The sequence below is a fragment of the Candidatus Aquicultor sp. genome, from assembly GCA_036504445.1.
Lineage (GTDB): Bacteria > Actinomycetota > Aquicultoria > Aquicultorales > Aquicultoraceae > DASXVE01.
Window position 1 is genome coordinate 167,218 of sequence record DASXVE010000024.1, and the last position, 22,701, is coordinate 189,918.

At 51.2% G+C, this 22,701-nt stretch carries 19 protein-coding genes; 12 read left to right on the forward strand and 7 right to left on the reverse strand.

Annotated elements, in window-relative coordinates; genetic code table 11:
- Positions 1–111: 111 nt before the first annotated feature.
- The 7 genes from VGK02_06930 to VGK02_06960 all read left to right on the forward strand — a co-directional run bounded on the left by VGK02_06930 (position 112) and on the right by VGK02_06960 (position 6,535).
- A complete protein-coding gene (locus VGK02_06930) occupies positions 112–2,049 on the forward strand; it encodes an HlyD family efflux transporter periplasmic adaptor subunit (GenBank protein ID HEY3374779.1) in 1,938 nt (645 codons plus the stop codon).
- Complete coding sequence (locus VGK02_06935) at positions 2,039–2,782, forward strand: ABC transporter ATP-binding protein (GenBank protein HEY3374780.1); 744 nt, start codon at positions 2,039–2,041, stop codon at positions 2,780–2,782. The genes VGK02_06930 and VGK02_06935 overlap by 11 nt, the downstream gene beginning before the upstream one ends.
- Complete coding sequence (locus VGK02_06940) at positions 2,782–4,017, forward strand: ABC transporter permease (GenBank protein ID HEY3374781.1); 1,236 nt, start codon at positions 2,782–2,784, stop codon at positions 4,015–4,017. The genes VGK02_06935 and VGK02_06940 overlap by 1 nt, the downstream gene beginning before the upstream one ends.
- Positions 4,018–4,058: 41 nt before the next feature.
- Positions 4,059–4,535: a hypothetical protein gene (locus tag VGK02_06945; protein HEY3374782.1), complete on the forward strand. Its 477-nt coding sequence runs from the start codon at positions 4,059–4,061 to the stop codon at positions 4,533–4,535.
- A 67-nt stretch (positions 4,536–4,602) separates the two neighbouring features.
- Positions 4,603–5,139 carry a sigma-70 family RNA polymerase sigma factor gene (locus VGK02_06950; protein ID HEY3374783.1) on the forward strand — a complete coding sequence of 179 codons (537 nt, stop codon included), beginning with the start codon at positions 4,603–4,605 and terminating at the stop codon, positions 5,137–5,139.
- Positions 5,136–5,606, forward strand: a complete 471-nt coding sequence (locus VGK02_06955; GenBank protein HEY3374784.1) for a hypothetical protein — start codon at positions 5,136–5,138, stop codon at positions 5,604–5,606. Before VGK02_06950 ends, VGK02_06955 begins: the two co-directional genes overlap by 4 nt.
- Positions 5,606–6,535 carry a hypothetical protein gene (locus VGK02_06960; protein ID HEY3374785.1) on the forward strand — a complete coding sequence of 310 codons (930 nt, stop codon included), beginning with the start codon at positions 5,606–5,608 and terminating at the stop codon, positions 6,533–6,535. Before VGK02_06955 ends, VGK02_06960 begins: the two co-directional genes overlap by 1 nt.
- On the opposite strand, the gene VGK02_06965 is transcribed toward VGK02_06960, so the two are convergent.
- From VGK02_06965 to VGK02_06975, 3 genes are all read right to left on the reverse strand, one after another.
- A complete protein-coding gene (locus VGK02_06965; GenBank protein HEY3374786.1) occupies positions 6,498–8,045 on the reverse strand; it encodes a radical SAM protein in 1,548 nt (515 codons plus the stop codon). The two genes, VGK02_06960 and VGK02_06965, sit on opposite strands and share 38 nt — an antisense overlap.
- Before the next feature lie 321 nt (positions 8,046–8,366).
- The gene (locus VGK02_06970) at positions 8,367–9,644 is read right to left on the reverse strand and encodes an ABC transporter permease (GenBank protein ID HEY3374787.1); all 1,278 of its coding nucleotides are present in this window, start codon (positions 9,642–9,644) and stop codon (positions 8,367–8,369) included.
- The gene (locus tag VGK02_06975; protein HEY3374788.1) at positions 9,641–10,363 is read right to left on the reverse strand and encodes an ABC transporter ATP-binding protein; all 723 of its coding nucleotides are present in this window, start codon (positions 10,361–10,363) and stop codon (positions 9,641–9,643) included. The genes VGK02_06970 and VGK02_06975 overlap by 4 nt, the downstream gene beginning before the upstream one ends.
- A 434-nt stretch (positions 10,364–10,797) precedes the next feature.
- Here VGK02_06975 and VGK02_06980 point away from each other — a divergent pair, with 434 nt between their 5' ends.
- The gene (locus VGK02_06980) at positions 10,798–11,157 is read left to right on the forward strand and encodes a hypothetical protein (protein HEY3374789.1); all 360 of its coding nucleotides are present in this window, start codon (positions 10,798–10,800) and stop codon (positions 11,155–11,157) included.
- A gap of 102 nt (positions 11,158–11,259) precedes the next feature.
- On the opposite strand, the gene VGK02_06985 is transcribed toward VGK02_06980, so the two are convergent.
- The gene (locus VGK02_06985; GenBank protein HEY3374790.1) at positions 11,260–12,846 is read right to left on the reverse strand and encodes a PASTA domain-containing protein; all 1,587 of its coding nucleotides are present in this window, start codon (positions 12,844–12,846) and stop codon (positions 11,260–11,262) included.
- Positions 12,847–13,308: 462 nt separating this feature from the next.
- Between VGK02_06985 and VGK02_06990 the strand changes: the two genes are divergently transcribed.
- Positions 13,309–13,614: a hypothetical protein gene (locus VGK02_06990; GenBank protein ID HEY3374791.1), complete on the forward strand. Its 306-nt coding sequence runs from the start codon at positions 13,309–13,311 to the stop codon at positions 13,612–13,614.
- A 237-nt stretch (positions 13,615–13,851) separates the two neighbouring features.
- Here VGK02_06990 and VGK02_06995 read toward each other — a convergent pair whose 3' ends face one another.
- On the reverse strand, positions 13,852–14,319 hold the full coding sequence (locus VGK02_06995; GenBank protein HEY3374792.1) for a NapC/NirT family cytochrome c: 468 nt from the start codon (positions 14,317–14,319) through the stop codon (positions 13,852–13,854).
- Between the two features lie 415 nt (positions 14,320–14,734).
- On the opposite strand from VGK02_06995, the gene VGK02_07000 reads away from it, so the two are divergent.
- The 3 genes from VGK02_07000 to VGK02_07010 are packed head-to-tail and all read left to right on the forward strand — an operon-like array spanning position 14,735 to position 19,165.
- Complete coding sequence (locus VGK02_07000) at positions 14,735–15,259, forward strand: MarR family transcriptional regulator (protein HEY3374793.1); 525 nt, start codon at positions 14,735–14,737, stop codon at positions 15,257–15,259.
- 49 nt (positions 15,260–15,308) lie between these two features.
- Positions 15,309–17,099 (forward strand): ABC transporter ATP-binding protein, encoded by a 1,791-nt coding sequence (locus tag VGK02_07005; GenBank protein HEY3374794.1) that lies wholly within the window; start codon positions 15,309–15,311, stop codon positions 17,097–17,099.
- The gene (locus VGK02_07010; protein ID HEY3374795.1) at positions 17,096–19,165 is read left to right on the forward strand and encodes an ABC transporter ATP-binding protein; all 2,070 of its coding nucleotides are present in this window, start codon (positions 17,096–17,098) and stop codon (positions 19,163–19,165) included. Before VGK02_07005 ends, VGK02_07010 begins: the two co-directional genes overlap by 4 nt.
- A gap of 256 nt (positions 19,166–19,421) precedes the next feature.
- Here VGK02_07010 and VGK02_07015 read toward each other — a convergent pair whose 3' ends face one another.
- Positions 19,422–21,959 (reverse strand): FtsX-like permease family protein, encoded by a 2,538-nt coding sequence (locus VGK02_07015; GenBank protein HEY3374796.1) that lies wholly within the window; start codon positions 21,957–21,959, stop codon positions 19,422–19,424.
- On the reverse strand, positions 21,956–22,693 hold the full coding sequence (locus tag VGK02_07020; protein ID HEY3374797.1) for an ABC transporter ATP-binding protein: 738 nt from the start codon (positions 22,691–22,693) through the stop codon (positions 21,956–21,958). The genes VGK02_07015 and VGK02_07020 overlap by 4 nt, the downstream gene beginning before the upstream one ends.
- Between the last annotated feature and the right edge of the window lie 8 nt (positions 22,694–22,701).

Below are 22,701 nucleotides of genomic sequence, written 5' to 3' on the forward strand. Positions count from 1 at the left end.
TTATACCCGTTCGCTTGTACTAATATTTAGCTTGGCTTTTTGCACGCTACCGGTAGGACACCCGGGTGCCCGTGCCGTTATCGCATTTTACTTACATAGCGGGAGATGACTATGAACGTTTTACGCATTATCAACACACGAAGGCGGTTGTTCGCGGCCGGCTCACTTGTCCTGGTACTTATGATCAGTTGGTGGCTGATAGCACGTGGGAAAAGCGACCAAACCCAATATCAAACCTCTCAGGTCGAACGGGGAATGATTATCTCCTCAATCAGTTCATCAGGGCAGATATCGTCTGCCAACGACGTACCGATCAGCACGCAGGCTACCGGCATTGTAAGGGCCGTCTACGTAAAGGATGGCGATACGGTAGAGGCCGGCCAAAAGATCATGGATATCAAGCTCGATGCTGACGGGCGAAAGACAAAAGCCCAAGCATGGGCTTCATATCTGGCAGCAAAAAGTACGGTGGAAAATGCAGTCGGCAATCAGCTTCAAGCTAAGAAAGACGCGGGGAGCGCCGGCAACGATGTGAGCAACGCAAATCAATCAAAGCTCCAATCGCTGCAAGGCATCCAGCAAGCGCAGTCACAGCTGGTTGCAGCACAAGCCACCTGGAACAAAGTGAGCAATTCTTCGGCGACTGAAGCCGATAAACAGCTGAAACTGCGAAGCTTAGAAGCTGCCCAAACAGCGCTGTCGCTCGCCCAGCAACAGTACGACTCCTTTGATTCCGACAACGCAAAAACCACGAGCCAGAATCTGTTGTCGCTACAGCGCGACGCGCAGCAAGCCCAATCCGCGCTCATGCAAGCGCAAAACGCATATAATCAGGCAGCCGACGCCACCGACACGACCACAGATGCGTTGCAGTCAAAGTTCTATGCACTCCAATCAGCCCAAACGGCATTATCAATCGCTCAGCAGAAGTATGACGACGCAAGCGCGGGCAACAGTTCGAGCGAACAGCAATCAAAACTTCAGCTGCAACGGGCTGTACAGCAGGCTCAGGCGGCGCTCATCACCGCACAACAAGACTATACCGATGCGCAAGACCCGTCGGTGAGCCAGGCTGACAAACAATCCAAACTCTACAGCCTTGAGGCCGCCCAAACGGCGCTCACGCTCGCCCAGCAGAAATATAACAGCACAGGTGCCGATATAGCATCTGCATCATATAGCGGTCCTATTGCGAAACAAAAGGTAAAAAGCAGCAACACTGCGTTGCTCAAGGCGCAAGCGGATCTCAGCTCGGCTTTGGAAGATTATCAATCCACGCTGGGCACTGTCGTTGCCCCGGCCGGTGGCAAAATCAGCGATCTCATGGTTACGAAGGGCATGGTGCTCTCATCAAGCAGTGGCAGTAGCGGTTCTTCAAACAGCGGCTCGTCCGGTGGACAAGGACAATCGGGCGGCAGCAGTGTGAGCGGCTCGGGCTCAAGCGGCCAAACAGTCGCACATATTTCGGTAAGCACTAATCCGATAGCATCGGTAAACCTGACCGAGATAGATGTCGGCAAAGTAAAAGTGGGTCAGAAGGTCACACTCACGCTCGACGCCTTCTCCGATAAAACATTTACCGGCAAAGTGCTCGGCATCAACCGCAGCGGCTCGGTCAGTTCCGGCGTTACCAATTATCCCGTATCAATTCTCTTCGATACGCTTCAGGAAAGTATTCTGCCCAACATGGCGGTCAGCGCAAATATCATTACCCAGACCAAAGACAACGTACTGATGGTTCCGGTTGCTGCGGTAAAAACAGTAAACGGCCAGTCAACGCTGCAGATACTTAAGAACGGTCAACCGCAAACGCTATCAGTAGAGACCGGCATTTCATCGGATTCGCAGATAGAAATAATTTCAGGGGTCACCGAGGGCGAGAACGTTGTTACCAGCATAATCAGCCCCGCAACACAAGCGGCAAGCACCTCGGGCGGCTCATCGTCTTCACCGTTTAGCGGTGGTTTCGGTGGCGGTAACAGAGGTGGCGGTATGGGCGGTGCCATGGGTGGCGCTATGCGTGGAAGAGGAGGTAGTGGTGGGGACTAGCATTGCCTATGGAAAACCTATCATACAAGTGTCCCATCTCTCGAAAATCTATTCGAACGATTCCGTAGAGACGGTTGCCCTTGCCGATGTCTCGTTCCAGGTGCACCGTGGCGAATTCGTGGCAATTATCGGCCCGTCGGGAAGCGGCAAATCAACGCTGATGCACATCCTCGGCGCTCTCGATACACCGACAACAGGCACTTATATAATCGACGGCAAAGATATCGGCAACCTCTCACGCGATGAGCTTGCGAAGATCAGAAATAGAAGAATTGGCTTTGTATTTCAAGCGTATAACCTGCTTGCCCGGACAACGGCCTTGAAAAACGTCATGGTGCCGATGGCATACGCGCGCATTCCAAAACAAGAGCGTGTCAAGCGTGCGACCGCCCTGCTCGAGATGGTAGGGCTTGGCGACAGGCTCGAGCATACTTCAAACCAGCTCTCCGGGGGCCAGCAGCAGCGCGTGGCAATCGCCCGTTCGATGGCGATGAACCCGGCCCTTATCCTTGCCGATGAACCGACCGGTAACCTGGCGTCGGCGCAGAGCGAAGAGGTCATCGGCATTTTTCACGAACTAAACGACCGTGGGCACACGATTATAATGATTACGCACGAACCGGATATCGCCGCGCACGCGAAGAGAATTGTAATGGTTCAGGATGGCAAAATCGTACAGGATTACATAAACCGCGAACAAAAGCGCGGTCCGGTAAGTAAGGAGCGCCGGTAATGGAGTTCTTTGAAACAGTAGCAACCGCGCTCGAGGCGCTTCGACTCAATAAAATGCGCACGGCACTGGCAACACTCGGTATCGTTATCGGCATTGGCGCGGTTATCGCCCTGATCTCGCTCGGGCAAGCTACCCAGGCATCGGTGCAAACACAGATCCAATCTCTGGGTTCCAACCTGCTTACAGTAATGCCCGGTGCACAAAATAGCGGCGGGGTGCGGGGTGCTATGGGCGGCGGCACAACGCTGACAATGGAAGATGCAAAGGCCATAGAGCAGGCGGCAACAACACAAAACCAGATAACAACGGTCTCGAAGGTATCCCCTGAGTACAGCGCGCGCGGGCAGGTTATCGCCGGCAGAAACAATACCAATACGCAAATCTATGGCGTTACACCGATCTATGCCGAGGTACGCAAAGTAACTATGGCTTCAGGTCGATTCATTACGCAATCAGATGTTGACGGCATGCAGAAGGTCGCAGTCCTCGGCCCTACGGCGGCGAGCAACTTGTTCGATTCAGCGGAGAGCGCGGTCGGTCAAACCTTGCGCATCAACGGTATCGCGTTTCGAATCGTCGGTCTGACGACCGCCAAAGGCGGCAGCGGCTTCTCAAACCCGGACGATATGATTTTCATCCCGGTTACGACAGCCATGAAGGTGGTCGCCGGCGTAAATTACCTGAGCACCATCTCAATCGAGGCGAAAAGCGCCGACGTCATGGACCAGGCCCGCGACCAGGTCGGTTACTTCTTGCTTGCACGGCATAAAATATCCGACCCCTACTCGGCCGATTTTCGCATTATGTCACAGCAAGATATCCTCGGTGCGGTCTCACAGGTAACGGGCACATTTACCACCCTTCTTGCGGGAATTGCGATGATTTCCCTGCTTGTCGGAGGTATCGGTATTATGAACGTTATGCTGATTACCGTTATCGAGCGCACGCGTGAGATAGGGCTTCGCAAGTCGCTCGGGGCGCGCGACCGGGACGTCGTCACGCAATTCCTCGCTGAAGCGGTAATTCTTACCGTCGTCGGCGGTTTCTTAGGGATGATGATCGGAATCGGGCTCTCGTACGCAATTTCGACATTAATGGGATTACCGTTCACGGTTTCACTCTCATCCGTGGTGCTCGCGATCGGCGTATCGGGAGCGATAGGAATCATATTCGGCTTTTACCCGGCACAAAAAGCGGCACGTCTCTCTCCGATTGAGGCATTGCGCTTTGAATAATTAGCAAAAAGATAGAACGAAAATTTGAGGAGGCAATACGTATGCAAAAACAGGGTTCCCTTATAGCAATCATGGTAGTGCTTGTGCTGCTTGCCGGCGGGGGCGGCTTCTACGGCGGTATGCAGTACCAGAAATCGCAGATGCCATCGTTTGCACAAGGTGGTCAGAACGGGCAACGCGGGCAAGGTGGTCAGGGCGGCACGGGGCGCTTCTTTGGCGGTCAAGGCGGTAGGCCTGTATCCGGTGAGGTAATCAGCCAGGATAGCAGCAGCATCACAGTCAAAATGCAGGACGGCAGCACTAAGATCGTTATGCTTTCGGGTACCACGTCAATCAGTAAGTTTGCAAAGGGAACAAAAACCGATATTAAGAAGGGCGAGCGCGTCATGGCGTTCGGCAAAGAGAATTCAGACGGCAGCATCACAGCAAATATGGTTCAAATTGGCGGCCCGAGACCGCAAGGCGCCGGTGCGCAAGGCGGCAATTCGCAGGGGAATAACGCGCAGCGCAGTAACTAATTCCAACTTTTGCTTGTGCTCGCTATAGTATATATAGTGAGGATAAGTCTTATGTTGGAGGATCGGTTTGCGGAACACAGATGCCGAGCTCGTGCGGCGAATTCATAATAAAGAAACAAACGCCGAGGCCTTTGCCGAGCTCGTGCGGCGGTATGAGAAACGCGTATTCGGTATGGTATACCGGTTGCTCGAAGATCCAAACGACGCGAGCGATGTAACGCAGGAGGCATTCCTACGGGCATACGCAAAGCTCGGCAGCTTCGACCCGGAGCGTCCGTTCATGCCGTGGCTTGCCACTATTGCACTGAACTTAGCGCGCAACAGTCTGAAAAGCTCATGGGCAAAGCGGCAAACCCTTGATGAATCTGCGCCGTCGATCGTGGACGATTTTGAGCGCATTGAACTGCTCGACGAAGTGCAGACAGCGTTACAGCACCTGACCGCCGAACAACGCGAAGTTATTATTCTTCGGCACGTAGCCGACTTGACATACGAACAGATCGCGTCCGTTACGGGAGAAAAGGTATCGACGGTAAAAAGTCGCTTGTTTGAGGCACGAAAACGTATTGAAGCCCTCGAACTGCGTAAGGAGGCACGGCTATGAAATGCCCAACAGAACACGATCTGCAAATGTTAGCGGATAACGCGTTAGACTGCCCCACCCATGACGAAATCGCATTGCACGTGCGGGAATGCAAAGACTGTTGCGTACGTTATGACGAAATTTGTTCGGTTATCGCATTTCTTGAGAACGAAGTGGAACCGGCATTACCGGCTAACTTTGCGGTCCATGTTGCAGCGCAAGCGATCGAGCAGCACGTAGCCCATTTGAAATATTTGCGAAATATCGCCGCCATCGCAATTTTGATTACGATGTCGCTTTTGCTGGAATCGGCGTTTAATAGCTCTTTTGGAACGGTGCTTGATGTGCTAAATTATGATCTCATAACGCTCGAGCTGCCGGCGGTATATATTCTGGCGGTTGTGATGCTGGCGATCTTTGTTTTTGCCATAGATGCGATCATGTACCAGCGGTTTGCCCGGTATACGCTGGTGCGAAAGGAGAGATAATGAGTCGTAAGATAGTTATTGTATTACTATTAAGTGCCGCTCTTGTTGTTGTAGCTGTCGGCCCCCTGCTGACGCGAAATCACTTTGCGATGACATCTCGGGGGAAACCGCTGACAATTGTTGCCAACAAAACCGTAAACGGCGACGTTTTAGTTGCTAACGCCGATGCGCGAATCGCCGGAACGGTAAACGGCTCAGTTATCGTGCGGCACGGTGATATGTTTGTCGAAAAGACCGGGTGCATCGGGCACGATGCTGTAGCAATTGGCGGAAAACTGCACATAGAGAAAGGCGCTCAGATTGGGGGAAAACGAGTTGTGGCCGAGCACTCCGTCTTCGGCGGTCCGCTTGGTGGCCACGGTCGGCTGAACGACCCTCACCGATCCGGTGTGAACGGTCCGCTTGACGGGCATAGACCGCCGCCAGGCTTTGGCCCGCGAGGTTTCGGCGTGAGCGGGCCGCCCACATTTATGATCATACAACTGCTTCTGCTCGGTATCTTTATTGGTATTGCCATGCTGCTGGTAAAAGGGAAAAATAGCCTTTTGGACAGTCTGAACACTACCATCGACGATAGAATGCTCGGCGTTATTCTTGCCGGTGTTGTTGCGCATTTCGTGTTGTTGTTCGCATTCCGCTCTGCCGGTGCTTATGTAGGCTTTCCCTTTGCGGCTATAGCCGGCCTTCTTTTAAACGCAATTATGTTGGCTACAGCCATTATCCCCGCCCAGGTGTTCGGGATGTACTTGTCGCGGCTGTGCCGGTTTGATGCAAGCCCAATTCAGAACATCGCGATCGGTGCTACTGCGATCGTCTTAGGCATCTTGCTTCCGTTTATCGGGCGATTTTTCCTCATCGGGTTCTCAACAATCGGCATTGGTAGTTTGATTGTTATGACATCGAGCCCAACCTCATCCGGTACTCACTAAAAGCAGGGTCCTTGAGAAAGTCCCGAACCCGCCTCCTGCCGACGGCGAGCAGGCTCCACTGCACCAATTTATATTCAAGATGGAAGCGCAGCCACCAGTAGAGCCGTTTGCCCAATACCAGCTGTCGCAAATACTGTTTCTGCCCGGGGTTTAAGAAGCGGAAACGAAACAGCAGCCCGGTTATAAACGCTTTTGCTACCCGGCCTGCTGAGTAGAACCGCCGGTACTCTCGAATAACTGCGTTTTGCATCTCAATCGGATCCGTATTGTCGGATCGCAATGTAATATGCATACCATCGTAATAAGATAGGTCTTTAAGATCGGTAAACATAATTCGATCCTCTGCTTCATGCTGCGCCGTCTTTATCGTTCCCGGTAGGGGTGTTTCAAACAGGTATTGAAGCGTCGACAGGTATCTTATCGCAAAATCGCCGTTCTTGCGTATTGTTTCAAGCGTATCATTGGCTAATGCAATGAGCATACCATGGATAATCAAACCGTAGCGGCGCATGATCTTTAGCGCCCGCGCCATCGTCTTAGAATCGATATTTTTATGCATATCATCGAGATTTCCGTCATCGGCAGACTCAACCCCTACACAGACTATCGTTGATGCGGCTACTTTCTTAAGTAATTTGAGCAGCTCCCGGTCGACACTGCCATCCTTATTAAACACAACGTCCGCCCTGAGCTGAACAACAAGATGCCGCATAAAGCCCGCATCAATCGCCATCCGAAGAAACTGCTTGAACGAGGTTTTGTTGCCGGCCGCATTATCATCTATAAGAAAAACGACCGGGCGTCCTGTTTCCTGGGCGTTCATCGCTTCCTGGACGGCCTGCTCGTCTTCCCGCACAACATAGCGCGGCCATATCTGCCAAACTTCACAAAAGTCACAGCGCTGCGGGCACCCGCGCGACCGCCATACCGACCCGACCGTGCATTTTTCCGCCTTGTGGACCAGGGAATGGTCGGTTATCGGGAGTTTGTTCACCGCCTCCTTGGTAAGCTGGACGCTTCGCTCGCAATTGTGCACAACTCCGTCTTCCAGCCAGCTTACTCCTCTAATATCTGAAATCGGACCGCTCTCCAGCGCCTCTAAAAACTCCAAAATCACCTGCTCGCCCTCACCGCGCACCACGTAATCTACGCCGAGCCGTAAGCTCCGTTCAGGGTTACAGGTTGGTTCCGGGCCACCGAGCACTATCACGGCCGATGGATTTGCTTGACGAGCTTTCTCAATAAGTAACGCCGTTCGGGGCAGCGTGCAGGTTATCGAAGAAAACCCGATAACCTGGGCTTCTTTTACATAATCCCAGTCAATAGAATCTTTACCGCTAACGTCTTCGATAAAGGCTTTGACGCTGTAGCCGGCGTTATTGACGACGGACGCCAGAACCGTGACGCCGCGGCCCATGGCAACGTGGGAATAAATGTTAAGGCCCGGGGAGCCTGCCTCGATAAGGGCTACTTGCTTGATGCGCGTTCCTGTTTCAGCTTGCAAGCTCATACTATCCTCCGACTGTATTCCGTAATAATTCGACAGTGATTTGAGTTGTTACTAATATAACCAAGCATCACGCATATTAATCTAATTATTGTAAGCATCTTACTACATGAGCGTATCTTATATAGATACCAGTGGCAAACGAGGGGCTCGAAATAGGATCTAGAGGGATTAAGACGGTGTTTATGGCACGCTCGAGCTATCCAACAGCCGTTCGCGGAACTGCATTGTGTGCAGGTTGAGGCGCACGATAATCGTGTAATGAAAACGCCCCGTGCACGCGCCGGGCTTTTTATTTTTATACGTTAAGCATTTAACCAGCTACTAACGACGTTTCAAAGAGAGCTTCATCGTCAAAATCATATCCGAAGCGAAAATACGGCTTGCGATGTAAACAAGTACGGCAAAGAAAGCCGCCTCGTAAGCAATCCCATATAGAACAGCTAGATAGTTCCCAAAGAAGAGGCTTGGTGTAGCAAGAAACGTATGACTAAATGGGATGGCGTAAACCAGGTACCTAAGCCATGGGGAGATTGTGTTGATATCCATGAAGAGCACTAAGACATAGGGCAGAACGACGACTATTATAAGCGGCATTACCAGAGATTGAGCGCTTCGGACGTTTTCGGCAAGCGCGCCAAGGATAAGGGCTACCGACAGAGCACAGAGTATGCTAAAGAAGAGGGAAACGCCGAGAAGCATATACCCGGTTGGCGTTAAAACAAGCCCCAGTTGTTCGATAGCACGGCTTGCCACCACACCCCCGGAGTTCGCGCCGACACTGCCGGCTATTCCCGTCATGTAGTACCTAAAGCTAAACATATAGATCACGGCAGCAACAAGAGCCAGCAGGCCGGATGCAACCATTTTTGCGAACGCCAGCGTCGCCCTGCTTATAGGCGCCGAAAGCAGTGTCTCAAGCGTCTTATTCTCTTTTTCGGAAGCAACCGCTGCCGCTATCATCTGAGCCGCAAGAATAATAACGATAAAGAGAATCACCGGGATGAAGGTGCTCTGCGACATTATGAAGCCGGTAACCTGCTCAAGGCCGATTGCGGCCGTTTTATCGCCGACAACCACACTCGGCATTACTTTTACCGGGTTCTTAAACCGCTGCGGATCGCTTCGCGGGGCAGCCGAAGCTATGATCTGGTCGCTAATATAGTTATTAATTACGGCCGTGGCTTGCGCTGAAGTACCGGCACCCAAGCGCACAAACGAGAGGCTGCCCACAATACTATAGACCTTAATTTGAGAAAACTTAGCACCGGCCACGTCTTTGCCGAACCCTGCCGGGAACACGATAACAACCGTTCCCTGGTTAGCTTGCGTTTCTTTGATGACCGAATTGACGTCCTGGTTTCTGTAAACACGCACGTTGAGATTCGATTCCGAAAGCGCAGCAATAGCCGCCTTGGAAGTGGCTGAATTATCCTGGTCAAGCACAAAGACGCTTTGTCTGGCTGCCGCCTTCTTTCCTTCTTGGCCGACGACGCTGCCCATAAACATGAAAAGAAGAACCGTAAAGAGCAGCGGAGCTATCGTCTGGAGGGTTAAAAGCTCTTTAACCTCTTTTTTTAAAAGCACTAAAAATTTTCTCATCGGGCAACCTCGGCGAAGACTTCCTCTAAGTTGTTCGCGTTATATTTTTCTTTGAGTTCTGTTGACGTTCCGGTGTCATGAATGATTCCACGGTCAATGATCGCAACCCTATCGGAGAGGTACTCTATTTCGAGCATATTATGGCTTGAGAGCAATACCGACATTCCCATCTGCGTAAATTGCCTGATGGTATTACGAATCTCTAGAGCGTTTATTACATCAAGACCGCTTGTCGGTTCGTCGAGAATGGCGAGCTTTGGCCTGGTCATCAGTGCCCTGGCCAAAAGCAGCTTGCGCATCATGCCTTTACTATACGTACCGATTTTGTTGTTTAGCCTATCACCGAGGCCGGTGATACCGGCCGCCATCTTCATCGCCTCATCCTGGGATTTCTTGTCGGCGATAAAGAGTTCGGACATGAAACGCAGATAGTAACTACCGGTAAGGTTTTTGTATGCCCCCGCGTCTTCGGGCAGGTAGCTTATGGCTTCACGAACCTGCTCGGCATTGTCCACGATATCTAGACCCGCTACCTTTACAGAGCCGGCCGAGGGGTGCAGGATAGTGGCGATGATTCGCAGCGTCGTTGTCTTTCCGGCGCCGTTCGGTCCTATTAAGGCAAAGATTTCATTTTTCTTGACATCAAAGCTAATGCCCATAAGAGCTTCAAACGCGCCGTAGTTCTTCTTTAGGTTTTCAACCTGTAAGACTTCATTCATGCTCTTCATCCTAATAACTGTAGGTTAGCTTTACTGTTAACGCCACGTGCAGTCTTCAATGCACTGTCTGTCTCTAGAAGGTTCTATACAGCACGTAACAATCCCTGTCGCAAATTATAGTCAATCCCAATTGCACGGAAAAGCCAACAGGATTAGGGCTGCAACCGGTAATTAGCCAGGCACCTTTGAGGTGATGGCAAGATGAGACACGGCTTTATGTATATCACGTTCCGGTTACGTGTTTCAGAGAGCCGGGTATCAAGAATGTTGTTGCTTAGCCTTCCCAGCATCGAGACCGGGGGCGGTAGAATCGGCGAATGATACAGGATTTTCACCTGTCTCTCGAATATTTATCGTGACTGCTAGTATCATAATCGTTGGAGCTGGCATTAAAGCTGCAAATCCGGTCCTAGCACCTATAGTTTGGCAGGTTTTTGGCGATTATTATTGCCGCCGTTCTACGCTGGCCGCAGAGAAAGAGCCTCTCATTCTTTGTTTCAGTGCTTCTCTTAATTCTTGGCATTATAATAGTAGGCGTTGTGCTCATATTGTTTCTTTATGCCGAGTTTAACCAAGTCCAGGCTAAACTGCTAAGCCTCACACCTCTTACGGTCATCGTCTCCTTTGTCGTGTGGGCTTACCTGTTTGGCATGCTCGGCGGTCTATTCTCAGTACCGCTTACGCTGGCGGTAGAAGCGGTTCTCGGGGCTTATCCAGGAACACGCTGGATTGCAGATGCGATGGTTGAGGAAGAGGGGGCCCCACACCCGGAAGCTCCTCAAGAAGCTGCGTAAATATGTAAATCGTCCTTGCGGTCTTCACTAGCTCAATCTCGATTATCCTTGCCTTAGCTCTTGCCCTGCAAAAGAGTACTTAGCCCATTATGTATGCTGCGTCTATGTGCTAGATGTTGTGCTCGTCGGGGCCGGGCCCCTCGATACCACTATCGTGGCGGTTGAACCGCTGTTAGCTAAGCTTCCCGCCGTCGGTGCTTGCGTAATAACTCCTCCTGCCGGAACCGTATCGTTAAAGGCTTGGTTGACCCTCACAATAAATCCCGCAGCCTGCAACGTCGACGTTGCAGCAGCCTGGCTCTGCCCGACCACATTCGGCACCGTTACTTGAAGGATAGTTGTGGACGTGGTGCTCGAGGTAGTTGTGCTCGACGGTGTTGGGCCTTCTGATACCGTAATGGTTACCATAGAGCCGGGGTTTGCCGATGCCCCCGCTATAGGCGACTGCGATATGACGCTGCCGGTCGGGACTGTGTCACTGAAGGCTTGAACCGTCTTCACGGTAAACCCGGCAGCCTGCAAACTCGTTGCCGCATCGGTTTCGGTTTGCCCGGTTACATCGGGAACAGCCACCGGTTGTGGCCCCTCTGAGACGGTTAGATCGATCGCTGAACCTAACCGCGCATTTGTACCCCCTCCGGGTGTTTGCTTTAAAACGATTCCCGGCTGAACCGTCGTTGTTGCAAGCTGCGATATGTTGCCAACGGAGAACCCGGCGTTATTGATTGTGCTTTCAGCCTGCGTTTGCGTTTCGCCGATAACGTTAGGTATGGTGCCGGTACGTCCGATTATTGCATACGCTGCCCCCGCGATAAGCAGCACCAGGGCGATTGCCCCAATGACCCACGGCCAGATAGGCCGCCTGGGTGGCGTGCTCGGAATTTCCTGCTCTTCAATAAACCTGTCAAGATCCTGGCGCATTTCCTCGGCCGACCTGTAGCGATCGGTTGGCTGCTTCGCCATGGCGCGCAGGATAATGGCTTCCAGCGTTGCCGGGATACCTGCGTTGATCTGCCGTAGCCTCACCGGAATAGTATCGACCTGCATAGCGGCAGTATCCCTGGCAGTATCTCCTCTAAACGGTACCGTGCCGGTGGTAAGTTCATAAAGCACGACACCGAGTGAATAGACATCCGATGCCGGGGATGGAAGGTACCCTTGTGCTTGCTCCGGGCTGATATAATCAGCGGTTTCTGGCAGTGCGCCGCCAGAAGCAATAGTGTCATATGTTATAGCCCCAAAACCAAAATCAACCACTTTGATATGATTCTGAGGCGTTCGTATGATATTTTGCGGTTTAATATCGCCATGCACAACATCTCTGGCATGCGTAGCGGAGAGGGCGTCACATGCCCGGGCGGCATATGAGGCGGCTGTGACGGGCCCGAGACGCCCATCGTCTACGAGAACCGTCTTTAAATCACTTCCCGGGACGTATTCTCGCGCCACCCAGCACTCAGCGCCTTCCCTGCCGGAACCATACACGCGACCCACGTTTGCGTGAGAAATCTCTGCTAGTACCGCGGCATCCCTCAAGAGCCGGTCCTGGACATCGGTCTGCATGAGCACTATCGTTTTGAGTACAATAGGCGCGCCGCTTTCATCGGCCCCCGTGTAGGTTTCCTTACCGTCAAAAACAGCAATTTTTTCAGTTGCACGGTATCTGCCACCGAATATCACATCATCCATGTGCCACTCCTTCCACCGGCCTCTATTCCACCAGCGCGCTGTGCCGGTCGCTTTTCGAGCGTTATTACTTATTACTACCCAAAAAGACCGTGGGGCCTTAATTGGGTTTGGAAGTAGAATCGAGGCGGAACAGTAGCTATTGGTTTTCTGGTGAGTTTAATTTGATTGACCGAGGTTACCGGCAGCGATCACCGGACTCAGCTACCTCCGATATTCCCATAAAAGGATGCACCTAGCCGCTTCCGCTGTACTCAAGCATAAGTCTGAATTCTTGTACCGATTGGCTACCAACTGTGCGCTTGATACTTAACCATGTGCTGGCTATTCAGTTATAGCTCTTGCCTGATGATCGCATAGAATTTATCTTTCGCCTCACGTTCAAGCCAGGGATAATGCCCGCACTTTTGCAGCAGAGGATAATCCTCTGGCCAGAAAATCATCTTCTACGGATCGGCAAATGAGATGTCCGTTGAGTTTGCGCAGCTCTCGGTCGTCCAAACTGCCGGGATGGATGCGCAGCTCAAGGCAACCGGTTATACGGCCGCAAAGCTGTTCAACGATAGCAAAGCCCAAGCCAAAACCACACAGGATATTCCTGGTATCGGGGATTCCGCTTACTGGTTCGGCAACCTCGAGCAAGAACCGGCCGGCGTTCATGTCCTTAAGGGAGACGTCGAGCTTAATGTAAGCGCAACCTTAAAAGACAAGCAGGCCACACTTGAAGCCGAGAAGAAACTAGCGGCAATAGTAGCCGGGCGGTTGCCGTAATTTGCGTTACAAACGGATAGTTTGCATAAATACAATAGAGACTTAATTAACACAGGGAGGCGTACGCCTCCCTGTGTTGCATCTAATCTTTATCTTACATCGGGTGCATTTGCCCCTGCCTTACGGTGGCGGCAGTGTGGGATGGGTTCGCACGAAATCCGCCGGATGGCACGTATTGCATTTCGTGGAAGCATCTTCGCTTCGTTTATGGCAATCAATGCAAACCGACATCTTGATTCAGGTCCGATATCCATTGAATACCCCGTGGCTGATCCTGTTGTGGCAATACGCGCAGGTGAGGCCCTCCTCAAGGTGTTGCGGGTGCACAAAGATGAGCGTTTTGGTCGTTACGCGTGCCGGGGGCTTATGGCATGGCGTGCAAACAGATGACGGCATCGTCTTACTAAGCTGACTGTCCTTGTTTATCGGTTTCTGGTATGTGTTCGTAAAATGATAGTAGACCTCGCTCAGCGCCTGTACCTTACTGATAACAAAATTAACCGGCCGCGGGTTAAGATAGCACGCTTCACAATCGACTTTACTGTGAAAGGAAACTCGCCAGGCATTATAGCCGCTGTTCATCTCGTGGCATGTGTTGCAAAAGCGTGGGTTCGATGTCGCAAACATAGCGGTGACAAGAAGCGCAACAACCACGACAATTACACTACCTACGATTACTAGTAGACGGCGTGAGCCAGATTTCATATAGCGACCTCACGGGATTAAAGTTACTTATTTTTTACCCAAAACTGCGAAACGCAAAGCGCTTGTATTGTTTGTTGCCGGGCGGAAAGCTAGGTGCCCGTCAAAGAAAAATGCTGGTAACCATGCTGTGTGCTAGAGGCACAAAGCATGGTCGTGGACACGACCATGACTAACAGCTTAAGCCTTGGATTCAATGCTCTACTCTTTTCATACTTCGTCAGTATGGTAATCATACGTGCTTCGATAGATAAAAAAAACGTCTAAAGATTCAATATATGTGCGGCCAGCTCATGCCTCTTGAGCTGATTTGTATCTTGACGAACCGTATCTCTTAAAATATTATTTAAAGACTAAATAGTTTATTTAGTAAATAATATATTAATGTTTCGCATGATATATCTTCAAAGGTAAAAGAGTGAATAAAGAACAGACTATGCAACACGCCTACGAACTTGCACACGCATTAAAAACATTTCGGCGTACAACCTTAATAGTAAGAGATAATTCGGGCTTGAAGAATGCCGAGAAGTTCTTTCTGTTGCTTCTAGCCAGCCTTAACAACGGGGCTCCGGTGAAGCCTTCAGAAGCCGCGAAAGAATTAAATGTGACCTTGGCGGCCGTGACCCATTATATTAATTCGCTCGAAGGACAAGGTTTAGTGGTTAGAACGCCATCGCCCGATGATAGGCGAGTCGTTCTTGTCAGCCTTTCCGAGCGGGGTAAGGAAACCGTCGATAGTCTTAGAAAAATCCACCTAGAAGAAATCCGTGGAATTGTGGAGTATCTCGGTGACAAGGATAGCGCTGCATTCGTCGCCTTAATTACAAAAATTACTGAGTACGTAAAACAAACCGGCGCTGCCAAAGAAAGTTTGGAGCATGAAGGCAAAGTTAAGCAGCACATATGCTCGCACAACAATGAAACCTCTACAATTGGATAACTTATTCGAAGTTGGTAAGCAAGGTTAATTAATAGGAGTAAAGCGCACAATGCTGAGATTAGTAAAATATCTGAAACCATACACAATGGCTGTTGTCGCACTTTTTGTTTTAGTGTTTGCCCAGGTAATGGCAGATTTACAGTTACCGGATTACATGGCCAAAATCGTGAACCATGGTATCGTCGGAGAAAATACAAGCCTTATCCTTACCACAGGCTTTTGGATGCTGCTCATCTCCCTGCTGGGCGCGGCATGTTCTATCGGTGTCGGTTTCCTGGCGGCGCGGATCGCAACCGGCTTTTCGATGAACCTGCGCGAGAAGGTCTTTTCAAGGGTAGAGAGTTTCTCGCTCACTGAATTTGATAAGTTCTCAACGGCGTCCCTTATAACACGCTCAACCAACGATATCCAGCAAATACAAATGGTGCTGATCATGTTGTTCAGAATGGTGCTTGCGGCGCCCATCATGGGTATCGGCGCCATATTTAAAGCGTACGGCATGGCTCCGTCGATGACCTGGATCATCGCTCTCTCGGTTACCATAATTATCGGGATGATGGTGCTTCTGTTCTCTATTGCCATGCCGAAATTTAAGCTCCTCCAAAAACTGGTTGATAAGCTTAATTTAGTGACGCGGGAAAACCTAACAGGGCTTCGCGTCATCAGGGCTTTTAATACCGAAGAACACGAGCAAGAAAAATTCGAGCGGGCCAATACCGAACTTACGAGAATCAACCTATTCGTAAACCGCTTAATGGTCGTTATGCAGCCGATGATGATGCTTCTGCTTAACTTTACCTCGATCGGCATCGTGTGGATCGGATCGCATATGATAGGTACCGGGAATCTTTTGATCGGCGACATGATAGCTTTTATGCAGTATGCCATGCAAGTCATTTGGTCCTTCTTAATGATTTCGCTCATATTTATAATGGTTCCGCGCGCCTCGGTGTCCGGGCAACGAGTGGCCGAAGTTATAGAGACCGAACCGGCCATTAACGACCCGTACAATCCGGTTGCTTTTGCTGAAGATAAAAAAGGCGTTGTCGAGTTTAACAACGTGACATTCTCGTATCCCGGCGCCGATAGCCCGGTTTTACAAAATATTTCATTTACGGCATACCCTGGGGAAACTACCGCATTTATCGGCAGTACCGGAAGCGGAAAGTCGACGCTGGTTAACCTTATCCCCCGTTTCTATGATGTAACCGCCGGCCAGGTGCTCGTGGATGGCGTCGATATCCGTGAAGTAAAGCAAGAACGTCTTCGCGAGAAAATCGGCTACGTACCGCAAAAGGGAGTTTTGTTCTCAGGAACGATAAGCAGCAATATCTCGTACGGTTCGCCGGAAGCTTTGGATGAAGAGGTACGCAAAGCTTCAAATACCGCCCAAGCCGATGAATTCATCGAGCAGCTTGAAGAGCATTTCGAAACGCCGATTTCGCAGGGTGGCATCAATGTCTCCGGCGGTCAAAAGCAGCGCCTCTCAATTGCCAGAGCGCTGATTATAAAGCCGGATATCTACATATTTGACGATAGCTTTTCGGCACTCGATTTTAAAACAGACGCCGCATTACGAGAAGCGCTCAGCGCTGAGACACAGAATTCGACAGTGCTCATCGTCGCGCAAAGGATAAGCACAATCATGAATGCCGACAAGATTATCGTCCTTGACGAAGGCAAAGTCGTAGGCATAGGCCGGCATAAAGAGCTGCTGAAAGACTGCAGCGTTTATGAAGAGATTGCATCGTCGCAGTTATCTGAAGAAGAATTAGCCGGCAGCATAGTTAATAGCGATAACGGCAAACAATCACAGCTTGTGGAGAAGGATTTAGTATGAGCGATAGAAACACTGAAACCACACAACAACCTTTAGGGCCTCGCGGCAAAGGCGGTCCGGGTAGTGCCGGGGCTGGGCCTGGCAGAGGACCATTTGGCGGAGGCTTCGGCGGCGGCCATATGATGGCGGGCGGGAAAGCCAAAGACTTCAAGGGCACTATGGGTAGCCTCATACAATATATGCGGCCATTTTGGGCTTCAATAATTCTTGTGCTCGTTTTTGCGATAGCAAGTACCGGCTTTGCAATTGTGAGCCCCCGAATACTTGGAGATATGACCAACCAGGTCGTCAAAGACTACACCAACATCGTCATCTACGATCAGGTTACCTCGAAGCTACCGAAGGGTGTGTCGATTCCCCCCGGCACAACCGGCGCGGATATCATAAAACAAGCACCACCGGCCGTGCTTAAGAAGATACCGGCCGACAAACTCAATAAAATTAAAACGCTCGATTTTTCCAAGCGTCCGAGTATCAATTTTAATAAAATTGCGGATTACGCCCTGCTTTTGATCGGCTTATTTGTGTTGAGCGCGCTCTTCGGCTACATCCAGGGTTGGATTATGTCGAGCGTGTCGCAGAAAACATCGTATAATTTCCGGCAAGACATATCCGCAAAAATTAACCGCATGCCGCTTAAATACTTCGACACACAAAAACACGGCGACGTGCTGAGTCGCGTTACGAACGATGTAGATACCGTGAACCAGACGCTCAATCAAAGCCTGACCCAGATCGTGACCTCGATCACCATGATTATCGGTATCGTGGGAATGATGTTCTCGATAAGCTGGCTTTTGACGCTGGTCACGTTCCTGATTCTTCCACTCAGCTTCGGCTTTATCGGCGCGGTTGTTAAGAGGTCGCAAAAGCACTTTAAGAATCAACAAGTAACGCTTGGAAAAATCAACGGGCACGTCGAAGAAATGTACGCCGGGCATAAAATCGTTAAGGCCTTTAACGGCGAAAAACGCTCCGTCGAAGATTTTCAGGCTATCAACAAAGAGCTTTACGGCAGCGCGTGGAAATCGCAGTTCCTCTCCGGTCTCATGTGGCCGATTATGAACTTTATCGGCAACCTGGGATACGTCGGCGTTGCCGTGCTGGGCGGCTGGCTTGCAGTGCGAGGCACTATCAATATCGGTGATATCCAGGCGTTCATTCAATACGTGCGTCAATTCAACCAACCGGTAGCACAGATGGCAAACGTTGCCAACGTGCTGCAATCAACCGCAGCTTCAGCCGAGCGCGTCTTTGAGTTCCTCGGCGAAGACGAAGAGATCCCGGAAACCGAAAGGCCTGTTGAGCTTGCAAAAGTTAACGGTGGCGTGGAATTCGACAACGTTGTATTTGGCTATGACCCGGAAAAAACCGTCATCAAAGGCTTCCGCGCAAATATAGAACCGGGTCAAAGAGTGGCGATTGTCGGCCCGACCGGCGCCGGTAAAACAACACTGGTTAACCTGCTGATGCGCTTCTACGATGTCGATAAAGGCTCGATCAAGATTGACGGTGTCGACATCCGCGACATGAAGCGTGCTGATTTAAGAAGTATCTTTGGAATGGTCTTACAGGATACCTGGCTCTTTAACGGCACCATCAAGGAAAACATCGCATATGGCAACCTCAATGCGACCAATGATGAGATTATTGCCGCGGCTAAGGCTGCCCACGTCGACCATTTCGTACATTCGCTGCCGAGCGGCTATGATATGGTTCTCAACGAAGAGGCGGATAATATCTCGCAAGGTGAAAAGCAGCTTCTCACGATAGCTCGAGCCATGCTAGCAGGTCCACCGATTCTGATTCTCGATGAGGCCACAAGCTCGGTCGATACGCGAACCGAATTGCTCATACAAAAAGCGATGGACAGTCTTATGAAAGACAGAACGAGCTTTGTTATCGCACACAGGCTGTCGACCATTAGAGATGCCGATTTAATACTCGTCATTGATGATGGCAATATCGTTGAACAGGGCAATCACGATGAACTGCTCTTAGCAAACGGGTTTTATGCTTCACTGTACAACAGCCAGTTTGCAGTAGCCTCTGTAGCGATGGCGTAACTGCCGTTTCCTGGTTTGTCCTAAGACTCCTGATATCTAAAACAGGCCAGCGACCAGAAAGAAGGCCCGAATACGGTCATATACAGCAGGTACAGCACGTTGTATGCCCGCTCGATGACGTAAATTCCATAAGCATAAGAAGCCGAGGATGCCGAAGATTGCAATTTGTTTCTAACGCAATGTCTCTTAATAAAAGAATAGCGGCTCTTTTAAGCCGCTATTCTTGATCCACCCGTATTTGCTTTTATGTAAACGTTTATTCGTACTGCAGCGCCGAGACAATATTGAGCCGTGCCGCATGCCGGGCAGGCCCGAGAGCCGCCACGACACCAATCAAAAGCCCAACAGCTACAGTAAGCAAAATACCGGCGTACGGAAAGAAGTACGGCAACTGAAAACCGCTGACGTTCATCGCGCTAACCAGTATATAGCCCAACCACAAGCCTGAAAGAATTCCGAACGAAATGCCGACAATCGAGAGCAAAATGCTTTCGGCGACAACCAGCTTCCGCACCTGGCGACGGGTGGCGCCAATAGCGCGCAGCATCCCGATCTCACGCGTGCGCTCCAGCACGTTGATACCCAGTGTATTCAACAGCGCGATGAGCGATGGGACTGCAAACATCAACATTAAAACGTAGAAGGACATGAGTGAGCCGTCTATAGTCCTCTTCTGAGTGGCGCGAAACTCCTTGATGGAGAACAGGGTGAACGCCGGATAATCTTTTACAGTACGCTGCAGGGAGGCCTTCACCTGCGCCGGGTTTGCCCCCGCTTTCCGGTTCGCCATGATGAGTAAATCGGTGATCTCGTTGAAATCGCGCTTAAGGTTAGCCTGCGAAATATAGCCGGTGGCGATCTTGGCATTAAGGTAGTCCATTCCGATTCCAACTACCTTGTACGTTTCGGGCCCCTGCGGCGTTTGTAACGTTACATTCTGGCCCACCTTTACACCCTTCCGGCTCGCAAAAATACCGTTTGCAATCATCGTGCGCCCCGTCGCCAGTTCATGATAGGCAGAGGCGGGGTCGCCTGCCGAAAATTCGAGACCCGACGATTTCGGATACTCAACCGGGTCGACGCCGATGACCTGAAGTTCGGCCGAACCGGCCTTCGCGGTCGCTACACGTATCGTGGTTACCGCCTCGATGCCGGGTACGCTTTGAATTTTCTTTTTAAGGCTGGGTCCGGCCCCAACATTGCCGCTTCCGAGCACCAGCGCTTGCGGCATTAGAATATAATCCGAGCGCAAGCTCTTATCGATATATGTCGTAAATCCCGCCGATAGCGTTGCTATCATGCCGGCAAGCGCAACGATAATCGCTAAACCTATCATCAGTGCCGAAGCCGTAATAGCGGCGCGTTTTGGATGTCGTGCCACATTGCCCTCGGCGATCTGCCCTTCCCGTGCAAAGGCGATTGCAAACAGCCGCGCAAAGAGCGATGAAATAGGCTTTACCAGTGCCGGTCCTACAAGCACCAGACCGGCAAGAAACAACAAGGCGCCTAACGATGCCAGACCGAGGTTCCGTGAAACCAGGCCCACTACGGCGATACCTATTAATACGATACCGGCAATAACGCCCCTGCTAATTTGCTTGCGCTCGGTCTCCGCCGTAGGCGGCCGCAATGCTTCGAGCGGCGCTACACGGCTCGCCGAACGAGCGGGCACGATCCCTCCAAGCACGGTCACACCGATACCCAAAGTGACAGCAGCTACAAACGTAGTCGCTGAAAAGACCGGTCCGCCTACCACGATATGCGTATAGCTCTCAAGGAGCGGCCGCATTGCGGCGAGAATCCCGACGCACATTAGATACCCGGCGACAATGCCGAGTGCCGTTCCGATTACACCCTGCAGCAAGCTCTCGGTAAGAATGAGCCCCAGCACCGTGCGGCGTGATGCGCCAATCGCGCGGAGCATTGCGATATCCCTGCGCCGTTCCGTAACAATCGTGCGGAAGGTATTGAAAATAATAAAGCCACCCATGGCAAGAGCCAGCACGCCAAACATGGTAAACAAGGTCTTACTCAGATTAGCACTGGACAAATACTGGCTACCCGTCTCAGCTCCGCCGAGCTTATACCCACCATCAAGAGCTTTAAGGACTGCTTTTTGCACCGTTTTGCGGTCGGCACCGGGGTTTACCTGGGCTTCGATCACATTGATCCTGCCGGGCTGGTCGAACAGCGCCTGCGCATCTTTAATGGGCACGTATAAATTTTCCGCACCGGGTGACGGAAGCGCCTCCACAAGCCCAACTATTGAGAACTTAGTTTCTCCCGCACCTGAGGGTAACGTGAGTGTATCGCCGGCCTTCAGACCGGTTGAGTCCGACAGGTTGGTTGAAATAAGCATACACTTTCTCGTACTGGACGAAAGGGGCCGGCCTTGCGTGATTCTTAACGGAAGCACGGCTGTAATGCTCTCCGGGTTGATACCGTTTAGCATGAACGAGGCCACCGGTTGTCCGTCTTTGGTGCGCGGCGCCTGAGCCGTGGGCACAATTACCGGCCTAACCAGCAATGACGTGACATGAGCGATACCGGAAACATCGAGAACCTTCTTTGCCACGCTGCTATCGAAGGCGCCCTGCGTCTCGCTCGTGACCGTTATATCCGCTTGATTCGCTGAAGCCGACATATTTTGTAGAAACGCCTGCTCGACGGCTGGCAGCACACCGTTAAGACCAAAAATAATCATTACGCCAAAAATGATTGCAAGCGTTGTCAAAAAGCTGCGTGCCTTGCGCGCAATTAGATACTTAAGTGCGAGTTTAACGGTAAAACTCATAGACGCCCCATCCTTTCACGCACAGTATTTTCATCGTCCTGCTCGTTATGCGACAACCGGGTCTCATCGACGATCGAGCCGTCTTTTAAGAAGATGATTTTATCGGCGTGGGCGGCAATGCGAGGATCGTGCGTTACCATAACGACCGTACGATTCCATTGCTCAGAAATTTGCTTGAGTAAGAGCGCGATTTCATCGGAAGCCCTGGTATCGAGGTTGCCGGTCGGCTCATCCGCTAATACCAGAGCTGGTTCGGCGACGAGAGCGCGGGCAATCGCGGCGCGCTGCTGCTGCCCGCCGGAGAGTTCATCCGGTTTATGGTTGATTCTATCCTCCAGTCCCATACGTGCGAGCCATTCAGCCGCTCGTGTAAGCGCTTCAGATTGCTTGACCCCATCGAGCGTGAGCGGCAACGCCGCATTTTCGAGTGCGCTCAACACCGGTATAAGGTTGAAATACTGGAATATAAAGCCCATCTTGCGACGTCGCAACTCGGTTAGCTGCGTATCATTCATCTGAGCTATGTCGTGCTCATCCACCGTTACCTGTCCCGACGTCGGCTTATCCAAGCCGCCGATGAGATGAAGCAGCGTCGATTTGCCGCAGCCGCTCGGCCCCATAACAGCGACGAATGTTCCCTGTTCTACCCGCAGATTTACTGCGTTAAGTGCAATTACGGCGGTTTCGTCCTTTCCATAGACCTTAGTAAGCTCTGTTGTTTCTACAATTGCCAAGGTATGCA